This is a genomic window from Sphingobium sp. LMA1-1-1.1 (assembly GCF_040676365.1).
GTDB lineage: Bacteria > Pseudomonadota > Alphaproteobacteria > Sphingomonadales > Sphingomonadaceae > Sphingobium.
On the sequence record NZ_JBEGHS010000005.1, the window covers coordinates 28,818 to 53,486 of the forward strand.

18 protein-coding genes are annotated in these 24,669 nt (G+C 61.1%); 8 read left to right on the plus strand and 10 right to left on the minus strand.

Features of this window, described 5'->3' with window-relative positions; genetic code table 11:
- Position 1 precedes the first annotated feature (1 nt).
- The 10 genes from MRBLMA1_RS06865 to MRBLMA1_RS06910 all read right to left on the minus strand — a co-directional run bounded on the left by MRBLMA1_RS06865 (position 2) and on the right by MRBLMA1_RS06910 (position 13,914).
- On the minus strand, positions 2–1,210 hold the full coding sequence (locus MRBLMA1_RS06865) for an acyl-CoA dehydrogenase family protein (protein ID WP_363735780.1): 1,209 nt from the start codon (positions 1,208–1,210) through the stop codon (positions 2–4).
- Complete coding sequence (locus MRBLMA1_RS06870; RefSeq protein WP_363735781.1) at positions 1,207–2,856, minus strand: long-chain-fatty-acid--CoA ligase; 1,650 nt, start codon at positions 2,854–2,856, stop codon at positions 1,207–1,209. The genes MRBLMA1_RS06865 and MRBLMA1_RS06870 overlap by 4 nt, the downstream gene beginning before the upstream one ends.
- A gap of 48 nt (positions 2,857–2,904) precedes the next feature.
- Positions 2,905–4,929, minus strand: a complete 2,025-nt coding sequence (locus MRBLMA1_RS06875; RefSeq protein ID WP_363735782.1) for a 3-hydroxyacyl-CoA dehydrogenase NAD-binding domain-containing protein — start codon at positions 4,927–4,929, stop codon at positions 2,905–2,907.
- 14 nt (positions 4,930–4,943) lie between these two features.
- A complete protein-coding gene (locus MRBLMA1_RS06880) occupies positions 4,944–5,741 on the minus strand; it encodes an SDR family NAD(P)-dependent oxidoreductase (protein ID WP_363735783.1) in 798 nt (265 codons plus the stop codon).
- A complete protein-coding gene (locus tag MRBLMA1_RS06885) occupies positions 5,738–6,514 on the minus strand; it encodes an SDR family oxidoreductase (RefSeq protein WP_363735784.1) in 777 nt (258 codons plus the stop codon). Before MRBLMA1_RS06885 ends, MRBLMA1_RS06880 begins: the two co-directional genes overlap by 4 nt.
- A 42-nt stretch (positions 6,515–6,556) precedes the next feature.
- Positions 6,557–7,579: a phosphotransferase family protein gene (locus tag MRBLMA1_RS06890; protein WP_363735785.1), complete on the minus strand. Its 1,023-nt coding sequence runs from the start codon at positions 7,577–7,579 to the stop codon at positions 6,557–6,559.
- Positions 7,576–8,820 (minus strand): acyl-CoA dehydrogenase family protein, encoded by a 1,245-nt coding sequence (locus MRBLMA1_RS06895; RefSeq protein WP_363735786.1) that lies wholly within the window; start codon positions 8,818–8,820, stop codon positions 7,576–7,578. The genes MRBLMA1_RS06890 and MRBLMA1_RS06895 overlap by 4 nt, the downstream gene beginning before the upstream one ends.
- A 34-nt stretch (positions 8,821–8,854) precedes the next feature.
- On the minus strand, positions 8,855–10,276 hold the full coding sequence (locus MRBLMA1_RS06900; protein ID WP_363735787.1) for an aldehyde dehydrogenase family protein: 1,422 nt from the start codon (positions 10,274–10,276) through the stop codon (positions 8,855–8,857).
- Positions 10,277–10,357: 81 nt separating this feature from the next.
- On the minus strand, positions 10,358–11,542 hold the full coding sequence (locus MRBLMA1_RS06905) for a hypothetical protein (protein ID WP_363735788.1): 1,185 nt from the start codon (positions 11,540–11,542) through the stop codon (positions 10,358–10,360).
- Positions 11,542–13,914 (minus strand): TonB-dependent receptor, encoded by a 2,373-nt coding sequence (locus tag MRBLMA1_RS06910; RefSeq protein WP_363735789.1) that lies wholly within the window; start codon positions 13,912–13,914, stop codon positions 11,542–11,544. The genes MRBLMA1_RS06905 and MRBLMA1_RS06910 overlap by 1 nt, the downstream gene beginning before the upstream one ends.
- Positions 13,915–14,208: 294 nt before the next feature.
- Between MRBLMA1_RS06910 and MRBLMA1_RS06915 the strand changes: the two genes are divergently transcribed.
- From MRBLMA1_RS06915 to MRBLMA1_RS06950, 8 genes are all read left to right on the plus strand, one after another.
- Complete coding sequence (locus MRBLMA1_RS06915; protein ID WP_363735790.1) at positions 14,209–14,820, plus strand: TetR/AcrR family transcriptional regulator; 612 nt, start codon at positions 14,209–14,211, stop codon at positions 14,818–14,820.
- A 289-nt stretch (positions 14,821–15,109) separates the two neighbouring features.
- A complete protein-coding gene (locus MRBLMA1_RS06920) occupies positions 15,110–16,393 on the plus strand; it encodes an aminotransferase class III-fold pyridoxal phosphate-dependent enzyme (RefSeq protein WP_363735791.1) in 1,284 nt (427 codons plus the stop codon).
- Between the two features lie 13 nt (positions 16,394–16,406).
- Positions 16,407–17,360, plus strand: a complete 954-nt coding sequence (locus tag MRBLMA1_RS06925) for a carbohydrate kinase family protein (RefSeq protein ID WP_363735792.1) — start codon at positions 16,407–16,409, stop codon at positions 17,358–17,360.
- A complete protein-coding gene (locus tag MRBLMA1_RS06930) occupies positions 17,357–17,998 on the plus strand; it encodes a class II aldolase/adducin family protein (RefSeq protein ID WP_363735793.1) in 642 nt (213 codons plus the stop codon). The genes MRBLMA1_RS06925 and MRBLMA1_RS06930 overlap by 4 nt, the downstream gene beginning before the upstream one ends.
- Positions 17,999–18,049: 51 nt before the next feature.
- Positions 18,050–18,844, plus strand: a complete 795-nt coding sequence (locus MRBLMA1_RS06935) for an SDR family NAD(P)-dependent oxidoreductase (protein ID WP_363735794.1) — start codon at positions 18,050–18,052, stop codon at positions 18,842–18,844.
- A 242-nt stretch (positions 18,845–19,086) separates the two neighbouring features.
- A complete protein-coding gene (locus MRBLMA1_RS06940) occupies positions 19,087–22,242 on the plus strand; it encodes a bifunctional cytochrome P450/NADPH--P450 reductase (RefSeq protein WP_363735795.1) in 3,156 nt (1,051 codons plus the stop codon).
- A 53-nt stretch (positions 22,243–22,295) separates the two neighbouring features.
- Positions 22,296–22,952, plus strand: a complete 657-nt coding sequence (locus tag MRBLMA1_RS06945; protein WP_363735796.1) for a helix-turn-helix domain-containing protein — start codon at positions 22,296–22,298, stop codon at positions 22,950–22,952.
- Between the two features lie 566 nt (positions 22,953–23,518).
- Positions 23,519–24,319 (plus strand): metal-dependent hydrolase, encoded by an 801-nt coding sequence (locus MRBLMA1_RS06950; protein WP_363735797.1) that lies wholly within the window; start codon positions 23,519–23,521, stop codon positions 24,317–24,319.
- The last annotated feature ends 350 nt before the right edge of the window (positions 24,320–24,669 follow it).

Consider the following 24,669-nt stretch of genomic DNA (forward strand, 5'->3'; position numbering starts at 1 on the left):
GTCAAAGCTCCAATATGGCTTTGGTAATGATCTCGCGCTGGACTTCGTTCGAGCCACCAAAGATCGACAGTTTTCGATTGTTGAAATAATCGGCCGCGACAGGCGCTGCGTAGGAAGGGCCGACGGGAGTGCCGTTAAAGTCCTCGTCCAGCGCTTCCGATACGAAGGGATGCGCATAGCTTCCCAGCGCGCGCCGGGTGAGGCTTGTGATTTCCTGCCGGATTTCGGTTCCGCGAATCTTGAGCATCGAACTTTCCGCGACCGGCGCTACCCCGTGCCCGGCCGCAGCCAGAACCCGCAAATTGGTGGTCTTCATATTCTCAAGATCGATTTCGAGCTTCGCCATCCGGGCAGTAAAGAAGGGGTTTTCGGCAAGGGGCCGTCCATTTTTGATCTGCGCCGCGACGATGTGCCGCAGATGATCGAAGGCCGCCATCGAAGCGCCAACACCCGCTATGTTGGTGCGCTCGTAGGTCAGGAGATATTTGGCGTAGGTCCAGCCCTTATTCTCCTCGCCCACCAGATTTTCGATCGGCACCCGAACATCGGTGAAGAAGACTTCGTTCACTTCCTGCTCGCCGTCGAGCAGGGTGATGGGACGTATTTCCACGCCCGGTGTCGCCATGTCGATCAGCAGGAATGAAATGCCCTCCTGCTTCTTTCCCTCGTTCGACGTGCGGACGAGGCAGAAGATCTTGTCGGCATGTTGGCCAAGGGTGGTCCAGGTTTTCTGACCGTTGACGATATAATGGTCGCCCCCGGCATCCCTGCCGCGCACCGCGCTGGTTTTCAGGCTGGCGAGATCCGATCCCGCGCCCGGTTCCGAATAGCCCTGGCACCACCAGTCCGTGCCGTCCAGAATGCGGGGCAGCCAATAGGCCTTTTGTTCTTCTGACCCGAATTTGATGAGGACGGGCCCCAGCATCGACAGGCCGAAGGGAATGATGCGCGGCGCGTGCGCGAGCGCGCATTCCAGGTCGAAAATATAGGACTGGGCAAAGGTCCAGCCCGTGCCGCCATGTTCGACAGGCCAATGGTTCGCCAGCCAGCCGCGGCGGTTCAGTATCGCATGCCACTGCTCCATGTCCTGCTTGGTCAGCCGTTTGCCGGTTCTTACCTTTTCGGAGAGAACCGTTGGCAGATTGTCACGCAGGAATTCGCGAACGGTGGCGCGGAAGGATTCCTCCTCCGCGGTGAAGTCCAGATTCATTGGGCAGGTCCTTGTGGGAATTGCGTGCGGAGCAGTTTCTTGTCGATCTTGCCCACGCTGGTCTTCGGCAAGGCGTCGAGGGTCGCGAAATGCCCGATTTTCGCGTAGCGGGTGACTTCGCCGCGCTGTATCGCGGCGAGAATGGGAGCATTGATCGCGTGCAGCGTTGGCGTGAATCCGGGCTGCGGCACGACCACGGCCATCGGACGTTCGCCCCATTGCAGGTCGGGCAGGGCTATGACGGCAGCCTCCGCGATGCCTTCGACGGTGCAGATTAGTTCCTCCAGCATGATGGAATCGATCCATTCCCCGCCGGTCTTGATGACGTCCTTCAGCCTGTCGCGGATCATTATATTGCCCCGTTCGTCCAGGGTCGCGATGTCCTGCGTATGCATCCAGCCACCGCTCCAGAGCGCCGCCGAAGCCTGGTCATCGCCCACATAGCAGGACGTTAGCCATGGCGCGCGCAGCACCAGTTCTCCGCGCGTGGTGCCGTCGGCGGGCAGGACGTTCATGTCCCCGTCCACGATCCGGGCGGAGACGAGAGGGACGGCAATACCGCTGGTGCAAAACGCCTCGACAATGGCGACTTCCTGGCCGTCGTCGTCCCGCCGCCGCCGTGCGATCGCAATGATGGGCGCGGTTTCCGACATGCCGTAGCCCGCCACCAGGTTCATGCCTCGCCGTCGACCTTCGGCGCACAGCGCCTGCGTTAGGGCCGCGCCGCCGATCGTCATGGTCCAACCTTTGAGATCAGCCCCCGTCCGGTCTGCCGCATCCAATATCATCTTCAGGATCGTCGGGACGCAATGGGAGTATGTGACGCCATGTTCGGCCCGGAGCCGACAGATCATTTCCGGCTCGTAGGGGCCGGGATAGACCTGCTTCAGTCCCAGCATCGTCGCCACATAGGGCATGCCCCATGCATGGACATGGAACATGGGGGTCAAGGGCATATAGACCGATTCCGCGCCGAAACTGGGGCTGAGCGCGCTGACGCCGAAGGGGGCCCTGGCGACCAAGGCGTGGAGCACGAGTTGGCGGTGGGTGAAGCAGACGCCCTTTGGATTGCCGGTCGTGCCGGTCGTGTAGAATGTCGTCGCCAGTGCATTTTCATCGAAATCGCGGAATGGGAAATCCGCGCTCGCGGCGGCGGACAGCGCCTCATATTCCCCGGTTGCCCAGGTCGGCAGCGGGCCTTCCGCCCCATCCATGATCGCGACCACCGCATTCACCGCGGGAAGTTGGGGCAGGACGGTCTCCACCAGCGGGAAGAAGTCGCGGTGCACGATCAGGATTTCGGCGCCGCTATGATTGAGAGTGTAGCATAGCTGTTCCGACGGGAGGCGGACATTGGCGGTCATCAGCACAGCACCCATCATCGGAACGGCGAAATAGGCCTCCAGATAGCGATGGCTGTCCCAGTCGAGCATCGCGACGGTCGAGCCTTCCTCGGCACCCAGTCCGGAGAGCAGCGACGCCAGCCGCCCGATGCGATCATGAAAGCCGCGATAGGTGTAGCGATGCTTGTCGCGATAGATGATTTCCTGATCGGCCGCCGACAGCATGGCGCTGTCGAGCAGATGGCCGATCGTGAGCGGGAAATGATAGGCTTCCGGCGCGGCGGCGGGAAAACGAAGGGGCATGATCCTCTCCTGTTATAGTTTACGGCTGAAGGTCCCTCCTTTGGGGCCTTACAACGTGCCACCGGTCGCAGCGCGGACCTTCAGCAGCGGCGAAATGGCGAAATTCGGACCGAGTCGGTCGCCATAGTGTTCCAGGCCCGCGACGATCGCGGCAAGTCCGGTCTGCCCGGCCCAGAACATCGGGCCTCCCTTGTGACGCGGCCAGCCATAGCCGTAGATCCAGACCACATCGATGTCAGAGGCCCGCTGGGCGATTCCTTCCTCCAGAATCTTCGCGCCTTCGTTGATCATCGAATAGAGGGTACGAACCTCGATCTCCTCATCGGAAATGGTGCGGGGCGTGACGCCTGCCTTTGCGCGGAAGGCATCGACGATCCGGGTAACGACGGACGACGGCTTCGGCTTGCGGCCTTCGCCATAGTCATAATAACCCGCGCCGGTCTTCTGGCCCCAACGGCCCTCTGCGCACAGCGCATCCTGGATTGTTTCGATGCGATCGGGATCGCGATGCCAGCCAATGTCCACTCCGGCAAGATCAGCCATCTGGAACGGCCCCATGGGCATGCCGAAGGCGGTATGCACGCGGTCGATCTGTTCGGGCGTCGCGCCTTCCAGCAGCAGCTGCGTCGCATTGTCCTGGCGCGGAATGAGCATGCGGTTACCAATGAAGCCGTAACAGACGCGTGAGACCACCGGCACCTTGCCGATCCGCCGGGCAAGGTCCATGCCGGTCGCCAATGCATCGGGCGCCGTTCGGGCGCCGCGCACCACTTCGACCAGCTTCATGACATTTGCGGGTGAGAAGAAGTGCAGGCCCAGCACGTCCTGGGGCCGCCTCGTCGCGGAGGCGATATCATCAATGCTGAGATAGGAGGTGTTTGACGCGAGCATTGCGCCCGGCTTCGCGACGGCATCCAGCCGCGCGAAGATTTCCTTCTTCACGTCCATATTCTCATAGACCGCTTCGATCACCAGATCGCAGTCGCCCAGAGCCGCGAAATCGAGGCTGGGGGTCAGCAGGCCCATGGCACTTTCAACCTGTTCGCCGGTCAGCCGTCCCTTGGCGGCGGTTGCTTCATAATTGCGGCGTATGATGCCCACGCCGCGATCCAGCGCGTCCTGCGTCATTTCGACAATCGTCACGGGGATGCCAGAGGACAGGAAGTTCATGGATATGCCGCCGCCCATCGTCCCCGCGCCGATCACGCCGACCTTGCGGATGGGGCGCAGGGCGACGTCGGTGGGCAGCCCATCGATCCGGGCTGCCGCGCGCTCGGCAAAGAAGACATGCCGCAGCGCCTTCGACTGATTGCCTTCCATCAGCGCCGCGAACAGCGCGCTTTCCTTGGCCAGGCCTTCGCGGAAAGACATGTTCGCTGCTGCCTTCACCGCACTGACACAGGCCTGGGGGGCATCCAGCCCCTGAATCCTGGTGGCCTGGTCGGCCACAAAATGTTCGAACAACGATGCGTCGGCCCTGACCGGCAGTTCGCTCGTCCGCCGCACGCTGCCCAGCGAACGGGCATAGGCAATGACGTCCTGCATCAGCGTTGCCTCATCGGCCAGACGGTCGACAAGGCCGATGTCGACGCCCTGTGAGGCATGGATCGGATCACCCGAGACGATCATCTGGAGTGCGGCCTCGACACCCGTGAGGCGAGGCAGGCGCTGGGTGCCGCCCGCACCGGGCAGCAGGCCCAGCTTGACCTCCGGAAGCCCCAGTTTCGCTGACGGCGTCGCGATACGGTAATGGCAGCCGAGCGCCACTTCCAGACCTCCGCCCAGCGCCATGCCGTGGATCGCCGCGATGACCGGCTTGCCGCTTGCCTCTATGGCGTCGATCACGACGGGCAGGGATGGATCGGCGAGCGGCTGGTCGAATTCGGTGACGTCGGCGCCGCCCGAGAACATGCGGCCCGCACCCCGGATCACGATTGCCCTGACGGCATTGTCGGCCTGCGCATTGCTGATGGCGTTCGCCAGCCCTCGCCGCACAGCCGTGCCGAGGGCGTTTACCGGCGCGTTGGCCATCGCGATTTCCAGAATATCGCCGTGGAGCTGAGTCTCGATCATGATGCCTCTGTGTTTCAAAATGTGGTTTCGCCCAGTTGCCTGCGGCGAGGGAAGGGATGGGATGAGGACAGCCCGCCATCGACGACCAGAGCCTGGCCGTTGACGTAGCTGGCGTCGTCGGAAGCGAGGAATGCGATGGCTTGCGCGATTTCTTCCGCCTGACCGCCTCTGCGCAGCGGATTGAGTTGGCCAATCTGATGCTCGAGGCCACGGGTGCGGGCATTGTCGTAAAGCGGCTGGGTCATGCCGGTTTCGATCAGGCCGGGGCAGACCGCATTCACGCGGATATTCGATCCGGTGAGCTGTTGCGCTGCAGTCTGCACCAGATTGATGACACCTGCCTTGGATGCGGAATAGGCAGGACCACCCGCTCCTGCGCGCAGGCCCGCCACGGAGGCCGTGCAAATGATGGCGCCCGTCCCGCCAGCGGCCAGCATCGCGCGCGCACCATGCTTGATCGCCAGGAACGGACCGATCAGGTTGACCCTCAGCAACGCGGCCCAATCTTCAGCGCTCTGGTCCAGCAGGCCCGCCATGCCGCCGCTGACACCTGCATTGGCCACGATAATGCCGAGTCCTCCCTGACGACCCGCCGCCGCCGCGACCAACGCCGCCACATCGGCGTCGCTGCCCGCGTCGCCGCGCATGGCAGTGATGGACGGATGGCTTGCCGCGACATCCTCGACCGCATCGGTGATGTCAAAGGCCAGCACATGCGCACCCTCCCGCGCGAAGGCTATTGCCGCTGCCCGGCCGATCCCCGATCCGGCGCCAGTCACCACGACATTGCGGGAGGAGAAGCGCCCGGTCACAGGACGCCCCGGGCCGTAGCGCCGCCGTCCACCACGATCGTTTGTCCAGTCATGTACGTCGCCGCCTTTGCCGCCAGGAACAGGGCGGCGCCGGCAATCTCCTCCGGCTCACCGATGCGGCCGAGCGGCGTCGCCTTTTGCAGGGCGGCCTCAGCCTTGGGATCCTCCCACAGCGCGCGGGCGAAATCGGTGCGCATCACACCGGGCGCGATGGCGTTGATCCGGACATTATGGGGTCCGAGTTCCACCGCCAGATTGCGCACGAGCTGGAAATCAGCCGCCTTGGAGATGTTATAGGCGCCGATCACGTCAGATCCGACCAGCCCGCCAATAGAGGAGATCAGGATGATCGCACCGTCCCGGCGCGCGACCATTTCAGGTGCGATCATGGAAATCAGCCAGTGGTTGGCGAGGACATTGTTGTCGAAGATCTTGCGGAACTGCTCATCGCTGATCCCGGCCATCGGGCCGTAGTAGGGATTGGTTGCGGCATTGCAGACCAGCAGGTCGATGCCGCCCAGCCGTTTTCGCGTTTCGGTGACCATCGCCTCCAGTGCCGCCTTGTCGGAGATGCTGGCGGCAATGGCGATCGCGCGTTCTTCACCATGGCAAGCGTTGATCGCGGCGGCGACTTCCTCACAGGCGGCCTGCCTGCGGCTGGAGATCACCACGCGGGCACCCGCCGCCGCATAGGCTTCGGCAATCGCTCGGCCGATCCCGCGCGTGGATCCGGTGATAATCGCGACCTTCCCGGTCAGGTTGAACAGTTCCATGGATTTCCTCTCCAGAGCTCCGGCGGCTTTCTTCCCGCGTGATTAACGACCGGCTCCGGCCCTTTGCGCCTGATCCCACGCGGCGTGGGCCAGTGTGCCTATTTGTTCCACCGCCGTCGCGGCCTGGGTGCTGGAGGCATTGCCGTCGGCCAGCCTCTTCTTGACGCCTTGAAGGATGCCGATGAGGCGGAACAGATTATAGGCGAAGTACCAGTGCAGATCAGGCAAGCTCTCACGCCCTGTCAGCGTACAGTAGCGCTGAACGGCCTCATCCAGCGTGGGTATGCCCTCGCGGTCCAGATCGATGCCCGCCAATCCAGCACGACCGTCCCTGGGCAATGCCCAGTTCATGGCCAGATAGGCAAAGTCGGCTATCGGATCGCCGATGGTCGCCAGTTCCCAGTCGATTACGGCCCTGACCTGGCGATAATCCGGCGCGAAGATCAAATTGTCGATTCGATAGTCGCCATGGATGATGGACGTCGCGGTCTGCAGGGGTACAGTGCGGGGCAGCCAGTCGATCAGCCTTTCGACCTCAGCGATTTCCTCGGTCTGGGCGGCGCGATATTGTGTGGTCCAGCGACCCACCTGCCGGGTGAAATAATTGCCGGGGCGGCCAAAATCCTCAAGGCCCAGCGCGGCATAATCGATTTTGTGCAACGCAGCCAGGGTATCGATCATCGTTTCATAGACGCGCCGCCGTTCCCGCCTCGGCACTTCGGGCAGGGCGCCGTCAAAATGATTGGCCCCTTTCACCATCTCCATCAGGTAGAAGGGCGCGCCGATAACCGCGCTGTCCTGGCACAGGGCGATGGGGCGCGGGATAGGGAAGCCCGTGGGTTGGAGCGCGCTGAGCAGGCGATATTCGCGCTCAATCGCATGGGCGGAGGGCAAAAGCGGGCCAAAGGGTTTGCGCCGCAACACGATATCGCCGTCGGCCGTGCCAACCCGGTAGGTGGGATTGGACTGGCCGCCTGCGAATTTTTCGATGCGCAGGACGGGTGCATGGCGGGCTGCGGCTTGCACCAGCCATCGGGACAGGCTGGCTGCATCGATATCGGTCATGCCCTGACTTCCGGATAGCGAGCAAATTCCGACCGGGCGATGGCGCGGGCGTGAACTTCATCCGGACCGTCGGCAAGACGCAACGTGCGGATGTGTGCCCAGTCCGCCGCCAGGGAAAAATCGTCCGAAACCCCGGCGCCACCATGCGCCTGGACAGCATCATCGATAATCCGCAAGGCCATTTGCGGCGCCTGTAACTTGATCATCGCGATTTCGTCGCGCGCTGCCTTGTTCCCGGCGCGGTCCATCATGTCGGCAGCTTTCAGGCAGAGCAGGCGCGTCATTTCTATTTCGGTGCGGGCACGGGCGATCCGTTCCTCCCAGACCGAATGGTCACCGATGCGCTTGCCGAATGCCGTCCGACTGAGCAGCCGACGGGCCATGGCTTCCAACGCCTCCTCGGCGGCGCCAATAGTCCTCATGCAGTGATGAATGCGCCCCGGCCCCAGGCGGCCCTGCGCGATCTCGAACCCACGCCCCTCCCCCAGGATCAGGTTTGCAGCAGGAACGCGAACATTGTCGAGCGCGATCTGGGCATGGCCATGGGGTGCGTGGTCATAGCCGTAAACCGACAGGGTTCGCTCTATCTTCACGCCGGGCGTGTCGAGATCGACCAGGATCATGGCCTGCTGGCGATGTCTGTCGCCATCCGGATTGGTCTTGCCCATGACGATGGCGACCTTGCATCGCGGGTCGCCCGCACCGGACGACCACCACTTGCGGCCGTTAATGACATAGTGATCACCCGCCCGCTGGATGGAGGTGCGGATATTGGTCGCGTCAGACGAGGCAACCTCCGGTTCGGTCATCAGGAAGGCAGAGCGAATCTCTCCATCCATCAACGGCTTCAGCCAACGGTCCTTCTGTGCACGCGTTCCATAGCGGTGCAGCACTTCCATGTTGCCCGTGTCGGGCGCGGAGCAGTTGAACAGTTCCGACGCCCAGGCGATGCGTCCCATTTCCTCGGCGCACAGCGCATATTCGAGGTTCGTGAGGCGTTCGCCGGAAAACAGGAAGCTGTCGTCAACCAACGCCTCATGGGCCGGCGGCATGAAAAGGTTCCAGAGCCCGGCCGCCTTGGCTTTCGCTTTCAGCCGCTCGATCACCGGCAATGCCGACCAGCGATCTCCGCTCGCCAGTTCGCGCGCATAGTCACCGGCCGACGGCCTGACCTCGTCCTGCATGAAATCGCGTACCCGTCGCTGAAAGTCCAGCTCGCGATCCGTCTGCGTGAAATCCATGAATCCGCTCCCAATTATTCTGTTGTTTCGACCTTCAGGCGGCGCCCAGGACGGCCTTCACTTCCATGAAATCGGCCAAGCCATATTTGCCGCCTTCCCGGCCATTGCCTGACTGTTTGTAGCCACCGAAGGGCGTGGTCATGCCACTGGCCCACATGTTGATGGTGACGATCCCCGCCCGAATCCGTGGCGCTACGGCCGCAGCCTTGGCAGGATCTCCCGAAATGACCGCCGACAGCCCGTAAACCGTATCGTTGGCCAGGCGGACAGCTTCATCCAGGTCACGATAGCTGGTGATGGTGGCAACGGGACCGAATGTCTCCTCACGGAAAATCCGCATGCCGGGATGAACTCCGGCAAGAAGCGTGGGGCGCACGAAATAGCCCCTGTCCAGTCCCTCTGGCCGGCCCGGGCCGCCGACGACGAGTGTCGCGCCTTCATCAATGGCGGAATCGATCAGGTGCTGGATCTTCTCGAACTGCGCCTTGTTGACGACCGGACCGATGTGAAGACCCGGCTGGTCCGGAGAACCCACGTCCACAGCCTGCATGATGGCGGCAATGATGGCCGTAGCGGCTTCCAACTCCGCTTCATGAACCAATATCCGGGTGGGCGCGATGCAGCTTTGCCCTGAATTGGCGAGCACTCCCTGCACGGTCAGCGGCAATATGGACGCCAGATCGGCGCCGGGAAGCACCAGATTGGCTGCCTTCCCACCCAGTTCCTGATGGACGCGCTTGACGGTCGGAGCCGCGGCTTGGGCGACGAGAATGCCCGCCTGCGTCGATCCTGTGAAACTGATCATGTCGACGCCGGCATGGCGGGACATGGCGGAGCCGACCCCCGGCCCATCGCCATGGACCAGATTGAAGACTCCGGCTGGTACGCCCGCCTTTTCGAGAATCTCGGCCAGGATCACGGCGCATCCAGGGGTTTCTTCGGACGGCTTGAGGATGATCGTGTTGCCAGCGGCAAGCGCCGGCGCGATCTTTGCGCAAATCTGGTTGAGCGGCCAGTTCCATGGCGTAATCAAGCCCACGACACCGATCGGTTCGTGCAGAATGCGGGCGCCGTCCACCTGTTCCTCAAACGGGAAATCGCGAAGCGCCGCCAGTGTTCCCATGATCTGGCCCAGGCCAGCGGCGACCTGCGCGGCCTGCGCAAAGGATATCGGCGCGCCCATTTCCTCGCTGACCGCCTTGGCCAGATCGCCTGCCCGCGCTTGATATTCCCCGACAATCCGTTCCAGAAGCTGGATGCGATCGGCGACCGGCCTTGCACCATAGCGTTCAAAGGCATCTCGCGCTGCGGTCACCGCGGTATCGACATCCTGCGCATTGCCCAGGGTCAGCCATGCGACCGCTTCCTCCGTAGCCGGATTGATGACCGTCCTGGTTTCGCGGCCCGCGCTTTCGATCCACGAACCGCCGATGAAATGCCTGTCATACACACGCATGGGTATCTCCTTGAAATCTGTTCTGTTGATGGAAGTGGAGGGAAGACCGTTCCGGCCCCGCCAAGGACTGCATTCAGTCCCTCATCTTCCGTTTTCCGGCACGATCGGGTCATCCGGCATTGTTACGCCTTCCGGCGAAGCCTGCCATGTAACGAGCAGTATCAGGACCCCGCCGGACAGGAATGTTCCGACACTGAACCACAAGGCGCCAATAGCCCCGAAATGATCGACAATGATGCTGGCCATGAAAGGCACCAGCGCTGACCCGGCCAGTTGGCTGACCGGCAGATAGAGTACTGCACGCCGCCGGCGATCCACCGAGATCAGCATGCCGGTGTAGAATGGTTGGCCGAACAGCCACAAAAATCCATAACCCGCGACAAAGACCCACGGCACCCACGCCACCGCTCCCGCCAATGCGAGTACCGCCACCAGCACCGGTTGGATCATGGCAGCAGCCAGGATGACGGCACGATCCGCCAGATATTCTCCCCACCGCGCGGCGGCGAAGGCGCCGATGACCTGGCTGCCAAGGCACAATGCGACAAGCGATCCCCGCTGGCCTGAACTATAGCCGAAATGCCCAAGAACGACGCCGAGATAACTCCATGTGGCGATGATGCCGCCAATATAGAGACCCGCCGTTGCCAACAGGACTATGCCGTTCCTGGGTATGCCACCCCCCGCCGGATCGGGCGGAGGAGGACGAAGGCGGCGGGGCGCCCATGGAACCATCATCAGGCTCGCCACGCCCGACAGGGACAGGATCAGCAAGGCTCCGTCGGTTGCCGAACCCCGCCAGAGGACGGAAGGCATGAACTGGGCGACGACAAGTTGCAGGATTGTCTGCGCCGCAAGGAAGAAGGCCGACAGACGCTCCGGGTTTACGCTTGTCGCTATCGCGGATCCGGCCAACGCCAGCAGAGTGCCTTCCCCTACTCCTGCCATGCCGCGCCCCATGGCCAGCCACGGCAACCCAGATCGGCCGACGAGCAGCAAGTTGGCCAGCACCAACAATATGCTGCCTCCGGCGAGGACAGCCTGCGTTTGCATGAACCGCAACAACCGGAGCCCGCCGAGCGACCCCAGCGCGATCATTGTCAGTTCGCACATCGCCAAAGGACCGACGCCTCCTTCGGACAGGCGACCTTCGACCGTCAGGGCGCCCAACAGAATTGGCTCGACTCCAAGGACAAGCAAGCCGATGGAACCGGCTGCCAGACAGACCGGAATATGGCCGTGTCCCAGTCGGTTCGCATCGTGCATCAGAAATTGATCCTTGCGTATGCGCCTGCGACCCGTGGCGGAGCATAGCTCAATTCATCGACGCCCAAACTGTCGATGGGCGAAATATAGAGCAGATAGGTCTTGTTGAAGAGGTTCTTGGCGAACACACCCATCTCAATCTTGCTGTTGGATGAACGCCAGCCGATCTGACCGTTGACGACCGTTGCGGGACCGTCGGACAGTCGGTTCCGCTGCGTGTTGTCGAAAAAGACCCGGCTGCGCCAGTTGGCGTCGATGCTCGACACGATCGCGCTGCCATCTGCCAGGGGCATGTTATAGCTGATGGAGCCCCCGATCGACCATTTGGGCGAGTTTTGCAGGACATTACCGGAGAAATCCTGTCCGTCCGACACATATTTCAGAATCTTGCTGTCAAGATAGGCGACCGAGAAGGAGAAGCTCAGATTGCGGGATATTTCGCCTGCCAGTTCCGCTTCGCCGCCATAGGAGCGGGAACTGGCGGCATTATCGAGTATTTGCATGGTCAGGCCGTTGCGCAAGGCCTGCGAGAAAACCTGCTGGTTCTGGTAATCATAATAGAAAGCGGACAAGTTTGCGCGGATCTTACGACCGAACAAATTTGTCTTCAGACCGACCTCATAAGCGTTCAGGATTTCGTTGTCATAAGGTTCGATCTGCGCAACACTGCTGGCCAATCCCCCAAAGAAACCGCCGGACTTGTAACCGCGATTGTAAGTGGCGTAGATGCGCGCATCAGTCCCCAGTCGGTAATTGATGCCGGTGCGGCCAGACCAGTCGCTGAAGGTCTTCCGACCGTTGAAATGCAACAGGACAGCCAGGCCATTATCAACCTGGCTGGTATAATTCAGGGATTTCCGGTCTGCCGACCAGCGTAGACCGCCCGTTAATGTCAGACGATCTGAAACATCGTAATCAGCCTGGCCGAACACCGCATAGCTGTCGACCTTCTGGATGTTAGGCCAACCAAAGACCCCCACCGAATTTTCGATGCTGAGACCTGTCGGATTGTTGTCCGTAATGAACATCGGGCGTAAATCCCGCAGGGTGTCGAACGAACTGTCGTCATTTAGATGATCGTGCATGTAATAAACGCCCGCCACCCACCTGAGGCGCGTCTGCCCGTGGGATTGCAGGCGCAATTCTTGGCTGAACTGACGCTGCTTGGTATGGAAATGCCCTTCGATCATCTGCAGCGGGCTGGCGTCGGTATTTTCCCGGTCGTCGCGCCAGGCATTCTGATAGGCAGTAATGGCAATCAGATCGACTGCGCCCATTTCGATGGTGGCGGATAGGTTTGCGGTGGTGACATCCACCTTGTCCTTGCCGTCCACATTATCTTCCAGCGATCGGGGACGCGGATCGGTATCGCTATAGCCCAACAGGTCCGTACAGCCGGATGAATTGTAATATGCGGGCGCGCATAGCCCGTCGGAACCGGCAAATTGCGGTGCAGTGGGGAACAGGGAACGATGCTTGACCTGAATCGCGTCGCCGCGGTTCCGGAAAAAGCTCGCCTGGGCAAGAATTTCCACATTGCTGGCCGGCGTGAACAGCAACTGGCCGCGCACCGCCCAGCGGTCCGCGGCTCCGGCCTCACGGCGCGTCTGACGATTGTCAGCAAAGCCATCGCTGCTGACCCTTTGGCCGGAAACGCGGAAAGCCAGCTTGTCCGCGATTATCGGACCGCCGACGCCCGCATTCAATGTGACGCTGCTATACTCGCCATAGTCGACCGACGCGTCGCCGGCATATTTCCAGGTCGGACGTTTCGTGATGACATTGATCGCCCCGCCAGTGGTATTCCGCCCATATAAAGTGCCTTGCGGACCGCGCAGCACTTCAATCCGATCAATGTCATAGAAGCCGGCGAGCTGCGCGAGGGGAGAACCGACATAGACGCCGTCGACATAAATCCCGACGCCGCTTGCCGAACCTGGATTGAAGTCGGAAAGCCCCACGCCTCGGATGAAGATTTTGGGATTGGCGGCCGCATCCGATGTGGTGAGCCGAAGGCCCGGCACGATATTGTTGAGATCAAGCGCGCTGGTTATATGGCGGTTCTGGACGTCTTTGTCCGCGAGCGCTGAAATGGCGATAGGAACGTCCTGCAACCGTTCGCTGCGTTTGTTGGCGGTCACGACGATATCGGCAGGTTCTCCGGCACCAGGGCCGCGATCGCTGGCAGGGCCTGTCTGCGCTGCGGCCGGAACGGCGAGAAGCAGAAGGGACAGGGCTGAACTGGCCAAGAGGTAATTTCGTATCATGCTTTCCCCCTTTTGATGTCTTGATTTGTCGTTGGCGCCTCGATCAACCGAGATCCGCTTCCTGATGCCGTGACAAGGTTCCAAAAAGATAGTGAAGATTACCATATAGACAAGACTATTTTTTATATCGTTTTTCGCCAGATGCTGTTAAGCGCGCTTTCTGCCCTGATCTCCGGCGATTACCTGTGCCAGTAACGTGCCGAAAAAGCGCGACCAGGCCGGGGGGAGCCCCCGTCGAGAACGAGGGTGACGACGTCGCAAAGGGGTAACGCAGGTTAGATTTAGAAAGGTGATTCGGGGACGTTTATGACCAGAGAGAAGCCGAAAGCGCCAAGAGCGTCGAAAGGAAAATCTCCCGCCGGGAAGAGCGCGGCCGACCAGATATCCCTGAATACGAAAATGGAACCTTCGCAGGATCGCGCGAAGGCGACATTCGAACTGATCCTTGAAGTAACCGGCGAACTGCTGGGAGAAGTCGGGATCGAACGGCTATCGACCAACATGGTGGCGCAAAGGGCCGGGCTGACGCCGCCCGCACTCTATCGCTATTTCCCCAACAAATACGCCATATTGCGGGAAATGGGGCGACGGCTGCTCGCGGCCGAGGATGAAGTCGTGTTCGAATGGCTGGCGGCGGGCAATGCCGAGCGCCCGATCACCCTGGAAGAGGATGTGCAACGCAATGTCGAGTTGCTGCGCCGTGTCAGGAAAATCGCGCAGGATCAACCGGGCGGCGCGTGGATTCTCCGGGTGATGCGCGCCGTTCCGATCCTGCGCGAAGTGCGGGCCGAATCGATCGATGCCGTTGCCGACGCCCTGTATCAACGGCTGCGGCCCGTCCGTCCCGACCTGGACGAAGAGAGACTACGGGCTGCGACCGTTTTGAGCACCAGTCTGACGACCGCCGCGAATGAGTTGATGATCGATAATCCGGCACTGGAAGGGCATGTCGCAACAGAGGTCGCACGAATGATGGCCCTTTATTATCGCGACCTTATCGGCGAGAATTAAGGCAGATCATTACTGCCGGAACGCCATGATTGTCGGCGCAACCGGGCCACTATATTCGGCCCGGCCAGCCATGCCTGTCGACTACTCCCTTTGATCCCGAAACCTTCCACGACGTCATCCTGTGGCGCCGCACAGCCATGCGCCTTGTCGTCTGACGCTGCAACAACTGGCCCCAGCCGCTGGGAAAGCGACACTAGGCGGCACAAAAGATAGTCATCATTATATTTTTCTTGACAACAGATGGGATGTCGCGCTGTTTACCGGCAACGATGAACAGGAGACTTGGCTCATGAAGCGACAGGCAGATCAGGCGCTGAAAGCGCGCGCGTTGAAAGTGATTCCCAACGGAATGTACGGGCATGAGTCGACCCGGCTTCTGCCGGAAAGCTTCCCGCAATTTTTTGAGCGTGCCGAGGGGGCCTATATCTGGGACGAGGATGGAAACCGTTATCTGGATTTCATGTGTGCCTATGGCCCAAGCCTGTTCGGCTACGGCGTCAAGTGCATCAATGATGTGGCGATCGATCAGATGTCACGGGGCGATACGCTGACCGGACCGTCGCCCCTAATGGTGGAACTGGCCGAAACGATGGTGTCGATGGTCAGCCATGCTGACTGGGCCATGTTCTGCAAGAACGGCACTGACGCAACCACCATGGCCATGATGTCGGCGCGCGCGCAGACGGGTAAAAGGATCGTGCTGGTCGCGCAGGGTGCCTATCATGGAGCCGCGCCCTGGTGTACGCCGGTCCCCGCTGGGACACTGCCTGAGGATCGCGCGTTCCACCGCAGCTATATCTACAACGATGTCGAAAGCCTGAACGCGGCGGTGGAGGCTGCTGGCGATGATCTGGCTGCGATCTTTGCCTCACCGTTCAAGCATGACGTGTTCGCGGATCAGGAATTGCCGGACCGGGCTTATGCGCACCGCGCCAGGGAACTTTGCGATGCGACGGGCGCCATGCTGATCATCGATGAAGTGCGTGCGGGATTCCGGCTGGCCCGCGATTGCAGCTGGGCACTGGTGGACGTCAAGCCGGACCTCAGTTGCTGGGGGAAATCGCTCGCAAACGGTCTTCCAATCTCCGCGCTTCTTGGGTCCGACCGCTGCCGTGAGGGTGCGGGTTCCATCTACGTTACCGGATCGTTCTGGTTCTCGGCGGTGCCCATGGCGGCTGCGCTGGAGACGCTGAAGCTCATCCGGGACAGCGACTATCTCGAACAGGGGATAAAGCTGGGCACGCAGTTGCGCGAAGGGCTGGATGCCGTTGCAGCTCGTCACGGTTTCACCTTGCGGCAGACCGGTCCGGTCCAGATGCCGCTTATCATGTTCACCGATGATCCGGATTGCCGCATCGGCTATGCTTGGACGGAAGAAATGCTGAAGCGGGGTGTCTACATGCACCCCTGGCATAATATGTTCCTGTGCGCTGCCATGACGGAGGCGGATATCGCCATGACCGTTGCCGTCGCCGACGAAGCATTTGCCGTCATCGCGTCACGCCTGTCCTCGCTTCAGCCACATCCCCTATTGATGGCGATGGCCGAGACCGAAGGCGCAGAAGCGGCGTGAGGGGAGAGAGGACATGACGAACCGCTGTGACCTGATGGCGGTCGGCCTGACGACCCTGGACGTGACGGTCTATCCCGTTGACGCCTTGCCCGAACCGGACGGCGGACAGTTGGTGGAGCGTATCTGCCTTGCACCAGCAGGGACGGCCGCCGGGACAGCCTATGTCGCGGCAAAACTGGGATTGTCCGCCACTATCGTGTCTGCTGTGGGATCTGATCCGCAGGGCCGCATTGTCCGCTCCATGCTGGAAGAAGGCGGCGTCGACACGGCCATGCTGGAAACCAGTGATGCAATGCCGACATCGACGACCGTCCTGCCGGTCCGGTCCGATGGCGCGCGACCCATTTTCCACATGATAGGCGCCAGCGTCATGGCCGACATCCCGGCCGGCGCATGGGCAGCGGCCAATCAGGCAAAGGGCGTTCATTGGGGGGCAGTGGGCTTCCCTGGCGTAAAGGACAGCGGAGCAGATTTTCTACGAGCGGCACGGACGGCAGGGGCGTTCATCACATGTGATCTGATCGTACCGTCCGAAGAGTCGATGCAGGATCTTGCCCGATTACTACCCTTTGTCGATCTGTTCATGCCGAGCCTTTCGGAGATCAGCTATCTTGCCGGGACCGAAGATCCGAACGAGGCAGCAGCCTTTTTCATGAATCTCGGTGCCGGAGGGTGCGTGTTCAAGATGGGGGCGCAAGGCGCCTTGCTGATTACCAGGGAACAGAAGATCGCGGTGCCCGGGTTCAATATCGTTCCTGTCGATACGACCAGTTGCGGAGATTCCTTTTGCGCCGGCTTTCACGCCGCCCGCGGCCGGGACTTGCCGCTTGAGGATTGCCTCCGTTTTGCCAGTGCAACCGCGGCGCAAGTGGCGCAGGCGGTCGGGACCACTGGCGCGTTGCAAGGCTTCGATACGACATGGGATTTCGCCCGGACGGCACCATTGCGGCAGGGGATTGCAGCGTGAGCAAAGAACTGGAACTGCGCAAGACTATCGTCGCGGTGATGCGGAAAATGGACGCGCGAGGCCTCAATCGCGGCACTTCGGGTAATGTGTCGGCGCGCTGGCGGGATGGCATGCTGGTCACACCCTCCGGTGTCGTCCCGGATGAACTGACGCCTGACACCATCACATTTGTCAGAGAAGACGGATGGACTGCACCCGAAGGACCGCGTCCGTCGAGCGAATGGCGCATGCATATGGGCGTCTATGAAAGGCGGCCTGACGCCCAAGCCGTTGTCCATTGTCACGCCCGCCACTCGACCATCCTGGCTTGCGCCGGACGAGAGATACCGCCGTTACACTATATGGTGGCGGTGGGTGGAAAGGCATCCGTGCCGGTTGCTCCCTATGCCACTTTCGGCAGCGACGATCTGGCGAAAAATGTGGTGACCGCTCTGGATGGGCGGCGGGCCTGCCTGATGGCCAATCATGGGCTGATCGCCGTCGGTCCGAACCTGTCTTACGCCTTCGCGATAGCGGAAGAGATTGAGGAACAGGCAGCCATATATTGGGGCACACTGGCCATTGGCGGCCCTGTCCTCCTGGAACAGGATGAAATGGACAGAATATTGGACGCCTTTTCCCGATACGGCCAACGTTGAACGTCCGTGGTCGGAGCATGTTCGCTGCAATACTGTCTTCAGGAGTGACCCATGACTGATCTGCGGCAGTTTTTCGCCGGTAAGGTGGTCCTGATCGTCGGCGCGTCGTCGGGCATGGGTCGAATCTTTGCGAGGCGGATCGCAGCAGAGAAAGCCCTGGTGGCCGCCACCGCGCGCCGCGCTGGAAAACTCGAAACGCTAGTGCAGGAAATCACTGCAGGCGGCGGCACATGCGCCGTCTTCCCGGCCGATGCGCAGGATGAAGAGGCCGCCGCCCAGGTTGTGCGTGACGTCGTGTCCCGTTTTGGCCGGATCGACGTGGTCGTGCTCAATGCTGGGGGCGCCCCCGCGATTGACATGCGGCGGATGAATGCCGCCGAGGTCAAAGCCTACATGCGGTCCAACTATGATGTAGTCGTCAACTACCTCTTTCCCGTTCTGGATCAGATGCGCACGCAAATGGGCGGTCTGGTCGTACACACCAATTCGCTGGCCGGACTGATCGGCGTTCCGTTGCAAGGGCCATATTCAGCAGCGAAAGGCGGTGCAAAGCTTCTGATCGATACTTGCCGCATCGAATTCGCCCAATATGGCATCCGCTTTCTAACCGTCTATCCGGGATTTGTCGCGACCGAAGCGACCGTCGGCGATGGCATGCCCTCCCCCATGGAAATCTCCGAAGAGAAGGCTGTCGATCACATTCTACATGCGATCAGGAAGGGACATATCCATTATCCGTTCCCCTGGCGCACTGCCGCGCTTACCCGGTTGGCCCTGATGCTGCCGGTCCGGGTCCGGGACCGGATTCTGGCGCGCGAGCTTCCGGCACTAGCCGACGGGAAATAGCGTCCAGCATCCGGACCGCACGGTCACGTCAGGCTGCGCATCCCTGAATTCAGTCACCCAGGCATTGCAATTCTTGTCACGGGCGCAGCGATGTTGCGCCCGTGGCGGCTCATGGGACGCGGTTCAGCCCCTGCTGGCCGAGTTCATATGATCCCAAGGGAATTACAAATTCCTTGCAGGTTTGAAAAGCCGATCAATGATCGATATATAAACTCGATCATTGATCGGAAAGGTTCGCTTTCATGGCATCAAATCCCCTACCTTCACCGCCCAGCTTTCCTTTTGTCGGGCATCTTTTCGAACTGGATGGCCAGACGCCATTGCAAAGCCTGACGCAACTTTGCGCCAAGCATGGTCCGATTTTCCGACTATCCGTGCTGGGCCAATCTACTATCGTCGTCAGCGCCCAGAAATATGTGAATGAACTGTGCGACGAGAGCCGCTTCGGCAAGCATGTGCACAGTGCCCTTGTCAGCCTTCGTCCCGCAGTAGGCGACGGCCTGTTCACGGCTTATGGCGATGAACCCAATTGGGCACTCGCGCATCGCATCCTGATGCCAGCCTTCGGTCCGCTGGGGATCAGGGATATGGTGGGCAAGATGCTCGACATCGCGCACCAGATGTTCGATCGTTGGGAGCGTTTTGGACAGGATGCGGAAATCGACGTTGCTGACGCGATGACGCGGCTGACGCTCGATACGCTGGCCTTGTGCGCGTTCGATGTCCGGTTCAACAGCTTCTATCGGGAAGACATGCATCCATTCATCGACGCGATGGTCGATACGCTGCTGGAGGCTTCCGCGCGGGATCGCCGCCCGGAATTCGTTACCCGAGCCATGCTCGGCAAACGCCGCCGGTTCGAACGCGATATTGCTGTGATGCACGACATGGCGGATGCGCTGATGGCCACGCGGCGGAAAGAAGGTCGGGTCGGGCAGCGCGGCGATCTGCTGGATTCGATGTTGACCGGTATCGATCCGGTGACCGGTGGACGCTTGGCTGATGAAAATATCCGCCACCAGCTTGTGACCTTTCTGATCGCAGGGCATGAAACGACCAGCGGCCTTCTGTCGTTCGCAACCCATTTGCTGCTGGAAAATCCGGATATTCTGGAAAAAGCGCAGCAACTGGTGGATTCCGTTCTGGGTGATCGTGATCCAAATCTCGATGATCTGGCGGATTTGAAGTTCATCGAGCAGATATTGATGGAATCGCTGCGCCTGTGGCCCACGGCACCCGCATTCGCCGTCACACCGCATGCGCCCACCATGCTCGCCGGTCTCTATCCGCTCAAGCCGGGAGATGAACTGCTGATATTGCTGCCCGCGCTGCACCGCGATCCGGCAATATGGGGAGAGGATGCGGCGCTGTTCCGGCCGGAACGCTTTGCGGATGGTATGGCAGAACGCCTGCCGCCCAATAGCTGGAAGCCTTTCGGCAATGGGCAGCGCGCCTGCATCGGCCGCGGTTTCGCGATGCAGGAAGCCCTGCTGGTCCTGTCGATGATGTTGCAGCGGTTCGACATAACCCGTGCCGATCCGAATTACCGGCTCAAGGTGGCAGAAACGCTAACCATGAAGCCGGAAGGATTGCGCATCCGCGCGCGCCGGCGCCAGCCCTCAGGCATCGTGCCCGTGCTGCGAACGCCCTCCGAAACCAGCACCGCTGCCCAGGCGCGGCAATATCCCGGTATGGACGGGACGGATACACCGCTGCTGATATTATATGGCGGCAATTCCGGATCGAGCCTGGCCTTCGCCCGTCAGATCGTGACCGATGGCGCAGCGCGCGGCTACCGGCCCCGTCTGGCCGCGATGGATGAAGCGGTCGCCGACCTGCCCAAGGATGGCGCTGTCGTGATCGTGACGGCATCCTATGAAGGATTGCCGCCCGACAATGCCAGGCAGTTCGTGGCATGGCTCGATCAGATGGACCCGGGCATGCTGACGGGTGGGCGCTTCGCGGTATTGGGCTGTGGCAACAGGCAATGGGCGCGTACCTATCAGGCGATCCCCTCACGGGTCGATGACGCGTTGGAAAGGGCAGGCGCAAGCCGTCTTGTCGAACGCGGAGTCGCGGATGCCGCGGGCAATTTCGTGGAAGCGGCGGAAGCGTGGATGGCAGGATTATGGCCTGCCCTTGCCGAAGCCTTTGGTGGCGGGGAATGCCTGCGGTCTGTGGAGCCGACAATCGAAATGCTGCCCCCGTTGCGGGGGCGTTCGCTGGGCGGTTTCCGGCCCGGCAAGTGCCTGCGCAATGTTCCGCTGACACGGGGGGGAATGCTGGAGGCCGCCAGCGACAAGCGACATTTCGAGATCGCCCTGCCGCCAGGGCTGAGCTACCAGCCGGGCGATCACTTGTCGGTGTTGGCAAGCAACCCCGTGGAGACAGTGAACAGGGCGTTGCACCGGCTCGGACTGGACCCGGACATGCGCGTGGTCGTTCGTGACGATGCGGGGCTGACCCTGCCTTTGCCCGCCAGCGAAGCGGTCAGTGTGCGGGAACTGCTATCGGATTTTGTGGAACTGGAACAGCCCGCGACGATGCCGCAGCTTCGTCTCTTTGCGCAGTCAACCCAATGTCCCCCCGAACGCGCGCGGGCACAGGCCATGCTGGACCCGGCCGTTTTCGAACGGGAAGTCACCGAATGCCGGCTGGGAACATTGTCGCTTCTGGAAAGCCTGCCGTCCTGCAGCGTTGATCTGGCAGCCCTGCTTGCAGTCCTGCCGCCCATGGCGCCCCGCCGCTATTCCATCGCCTCGTCCCCGCTCGCTGACGCCGGACGATGCGCGCTGACGGTATCGATCGTCGATGCCCCGGCTCGATCGGGCAAAGGCCGTCATCTCGGCGTTGCATCCAATTTCCTGGCGCGTCTGGAGGATGGTGCGCAGTTGGCAGTCGCTCTGCACCCGGGGCCGCGCCATTTCCGGTTACCTGATGACCCGGCCACACCGATCATCATGATCGCAGCGGGAAGTGGCATCGCGCCGTTCCGCGGCTTTGTGGAGGAACGGGCGCTGCGGCGTGGTGCCGGGGAAACCACCGGGCCGGCGCTGCTCTTCTTCGGCTGTCGCCACCCAGACAAGGACTGGCTCTACCGTGATGAGTTCGCCGCATGGCAAGCCGATTCTGTGGTTGACGTGCGCCCTGCATTCTCCCGCGCACCCCAGGACGGCCACCGTTATGTGCAAGGCCGTCTGGTTTCGGACGCAGCGGATATTGCCACGCTGATTGGCAGAGGCGCCCATATCTATGTTTGTGGAGACGCCATGACGCTGGTGCCTGAGGTTGAGAGGCTGATCGTTGAAATTGCTGGCCGGGCGCTCGATAGGGATCCGGAGCAAGCCTATCGCCTTCTGGTTGACGAGGGACGTTATGCCGTGGATGCCTTTGCCTGAATTTCCCGGAAGGAAGAACGGCGACGAGACGAAGGGAAGGATCAGGACAAGGCATGATGGAACAGGATAATCTGGCCGACCGTGTCGCACCACGGTCGGCATTGAAACAGGAACGTAGCCGGCAAAGGCAACAGGCCCTGCTGGACGCAGCAGAGGAGATGATCGCAGAGGCCGGGCTTGACGGGCTGTCGATGCGAGAGGTGGGCAGGCGCGCTGGTCTGCCCATTGCATCAGTCTATCATTATTTCCCGTCGGCGCCGGCAATGGTTCGGGAACTGGCCACCCGGCAGTTGGCGCGTCTGGGCGCCCTGGTCGAGCATCGCCTTTCCACAGGAGAGGAGCTGGTAAAATCAAACATCGGCATCCAATCGCTCGCGGGGCATATCGTTTCCGATCTGGCGGCCTATCTGGCCGAGGCAAAGGCCGCGCCCGCGATTTGGAATGCGCTTCGTTCCAACCCGGAACTGCGCCTGCTCGACCGCGCCGACACGATCGAAAATGCCCGCAATCTCGCTCCCTTTCTGACTGCTCTTGATCCGGGCGTGTCTGGACAGGTGGCGGAAGCTCTGGCGATCGTGATTCTTGAAACGGTTGCAATCAATCTGATGTTCGCGATGGAATGTTCCGAACCGCAGCAGGACGCTCAACTCGCCGCGTTGCGGCTTTTCCTTTCAGCGGCGATCCGGGGGCTGGCGCAGGGAGAGGCGTAAACCAGTCCGGCGCTCGTCAACAGCAGGGTGCGATCAGCATGATGGGGCCTGGCCCTCTATCCTTCAAATGCACCGGGTGTCTGCTCCAGCGAAACTGTGTCCGTTATCATCGACCGAGGCGCAACATCCCCAAAATCGAGCGAACGGCGTGAAGGTGAAGCTGAAGGGCGGCGGGCAAGGAGGCGCGTCAGGGTAACACGACCTTTGGCGGCGATACTCATATGCGCCCCGACAAGCGCTTCGCGCGGGCCGCAGCGATATTGTTCGTCGATGCGGCGGTGTGATTGCCGTACGCGAATAATCTGCCAGCTTCGACGCCCCCTGCAGAATCGCCTTATTCGGCGCGAGGGCCGCGACAAGCCGCTCCAGCCGGGCATTGCCAGGCTCCAACTCCTTTATCCGGCACGCCTGATCGACCTTCAGCCCGCCATGTCCTGGCGCCACGGATGCAGCGCCGGGTCCGGAGTGTGAATTGGAAGGCGTAGGAGAAGCGCTCCGACCGGCGCCTTGACAATTAGAAATAGTAGTGATAGCTATTATATTCTGTTCAACGGTCTGGTGTTCCCATGATTAAGCCTCGCGATATTCGATTCCCGCTTGATTCCGCCCTGAGCTCCGACTGGAATGGGTCGGACTGGTTCCGCACCGCCTTCTTCAATGCGATGTCGATCCTGTTTCCCTATGGCGAGAAGTCGTTCATCGACAGCGTTCGCGCCAACGAGAAGGCAGCGACAAGCCCAGCCCTGAAGGCTGCGGTGCGGGGTTTCATGGCGCAGGAATATGTCCACCGCCGAGAGCATCAGCACTTCAACGAAGAATTGTGCGTCGCGCGGGGTTATAGCCTTGACTGGCTGGAAGCTGCGATCCGGAGCGATTCCGAGGAATTGCAAGATCTCGACCCACTGTTCTGGCTGGCGACGACTGTCGCATATGAGCATCTGACCGCAACGATCGCGGGCGGCATTCTTGGCCGGACAAACTGGCTTGACGGCGCCGATGCCGGGATAGCCAAAATGTGGCGTTGGCATGCGATCGAAGAGATCGAGCACAAGAGTGTGGCCTTCGATGTCTATCTGGCTGCGGGCGGCACCCACGCAATGCTGCGAAAGGCCATGGTTTTGATGAGCTTCGAGTTCCTGGTCCGTTTCCAGACGCGCAGCCTGTGGCACATGTATCGGCGCGATCGCCCTCCCCTGGGTCGGACATTGGTGCAGGCTGCAAGGTTCCTGTTTGGCAAGGGCGGGCTGATCCGTGGCAATTGGCGCCACTACTGGGCCTTTTTCCGCAGCGACTTCCATCCCGATCACATCGACGACGTTGTCATCCTGAACCGCGCGATTGCGGCTGACGGTCTAGCGCATAGATGATTGCCAGGGGCTGACCTTGCGCGCGCCTCTCCGGAGAGGACAGGATGTATCGATCGACCGATCATGCACTATTGTGCCGTTGGAGAGCTTCGGGTTCGATTTGCGCAACGACAATCCACCCCGCCGCGTCAATGTATCGGCGAGCAGAGCATGTGAGGTGGTCCCGCCATTTTGGACAGGTTTTCGTCTGTTTTGCTTTCGGTCTGATCCGCGACTTAGGGCTTGTTCGTAATCGCTTCGAAGGTCTGGGCGTAGTGATGCTGGAGCAGGGTGATCGCGCGATCGGCGTCGCGATTGATGCATGCATCGACCAGATCGCGATGTTCCTGCAGCTCATTGCGCTCCAGGAC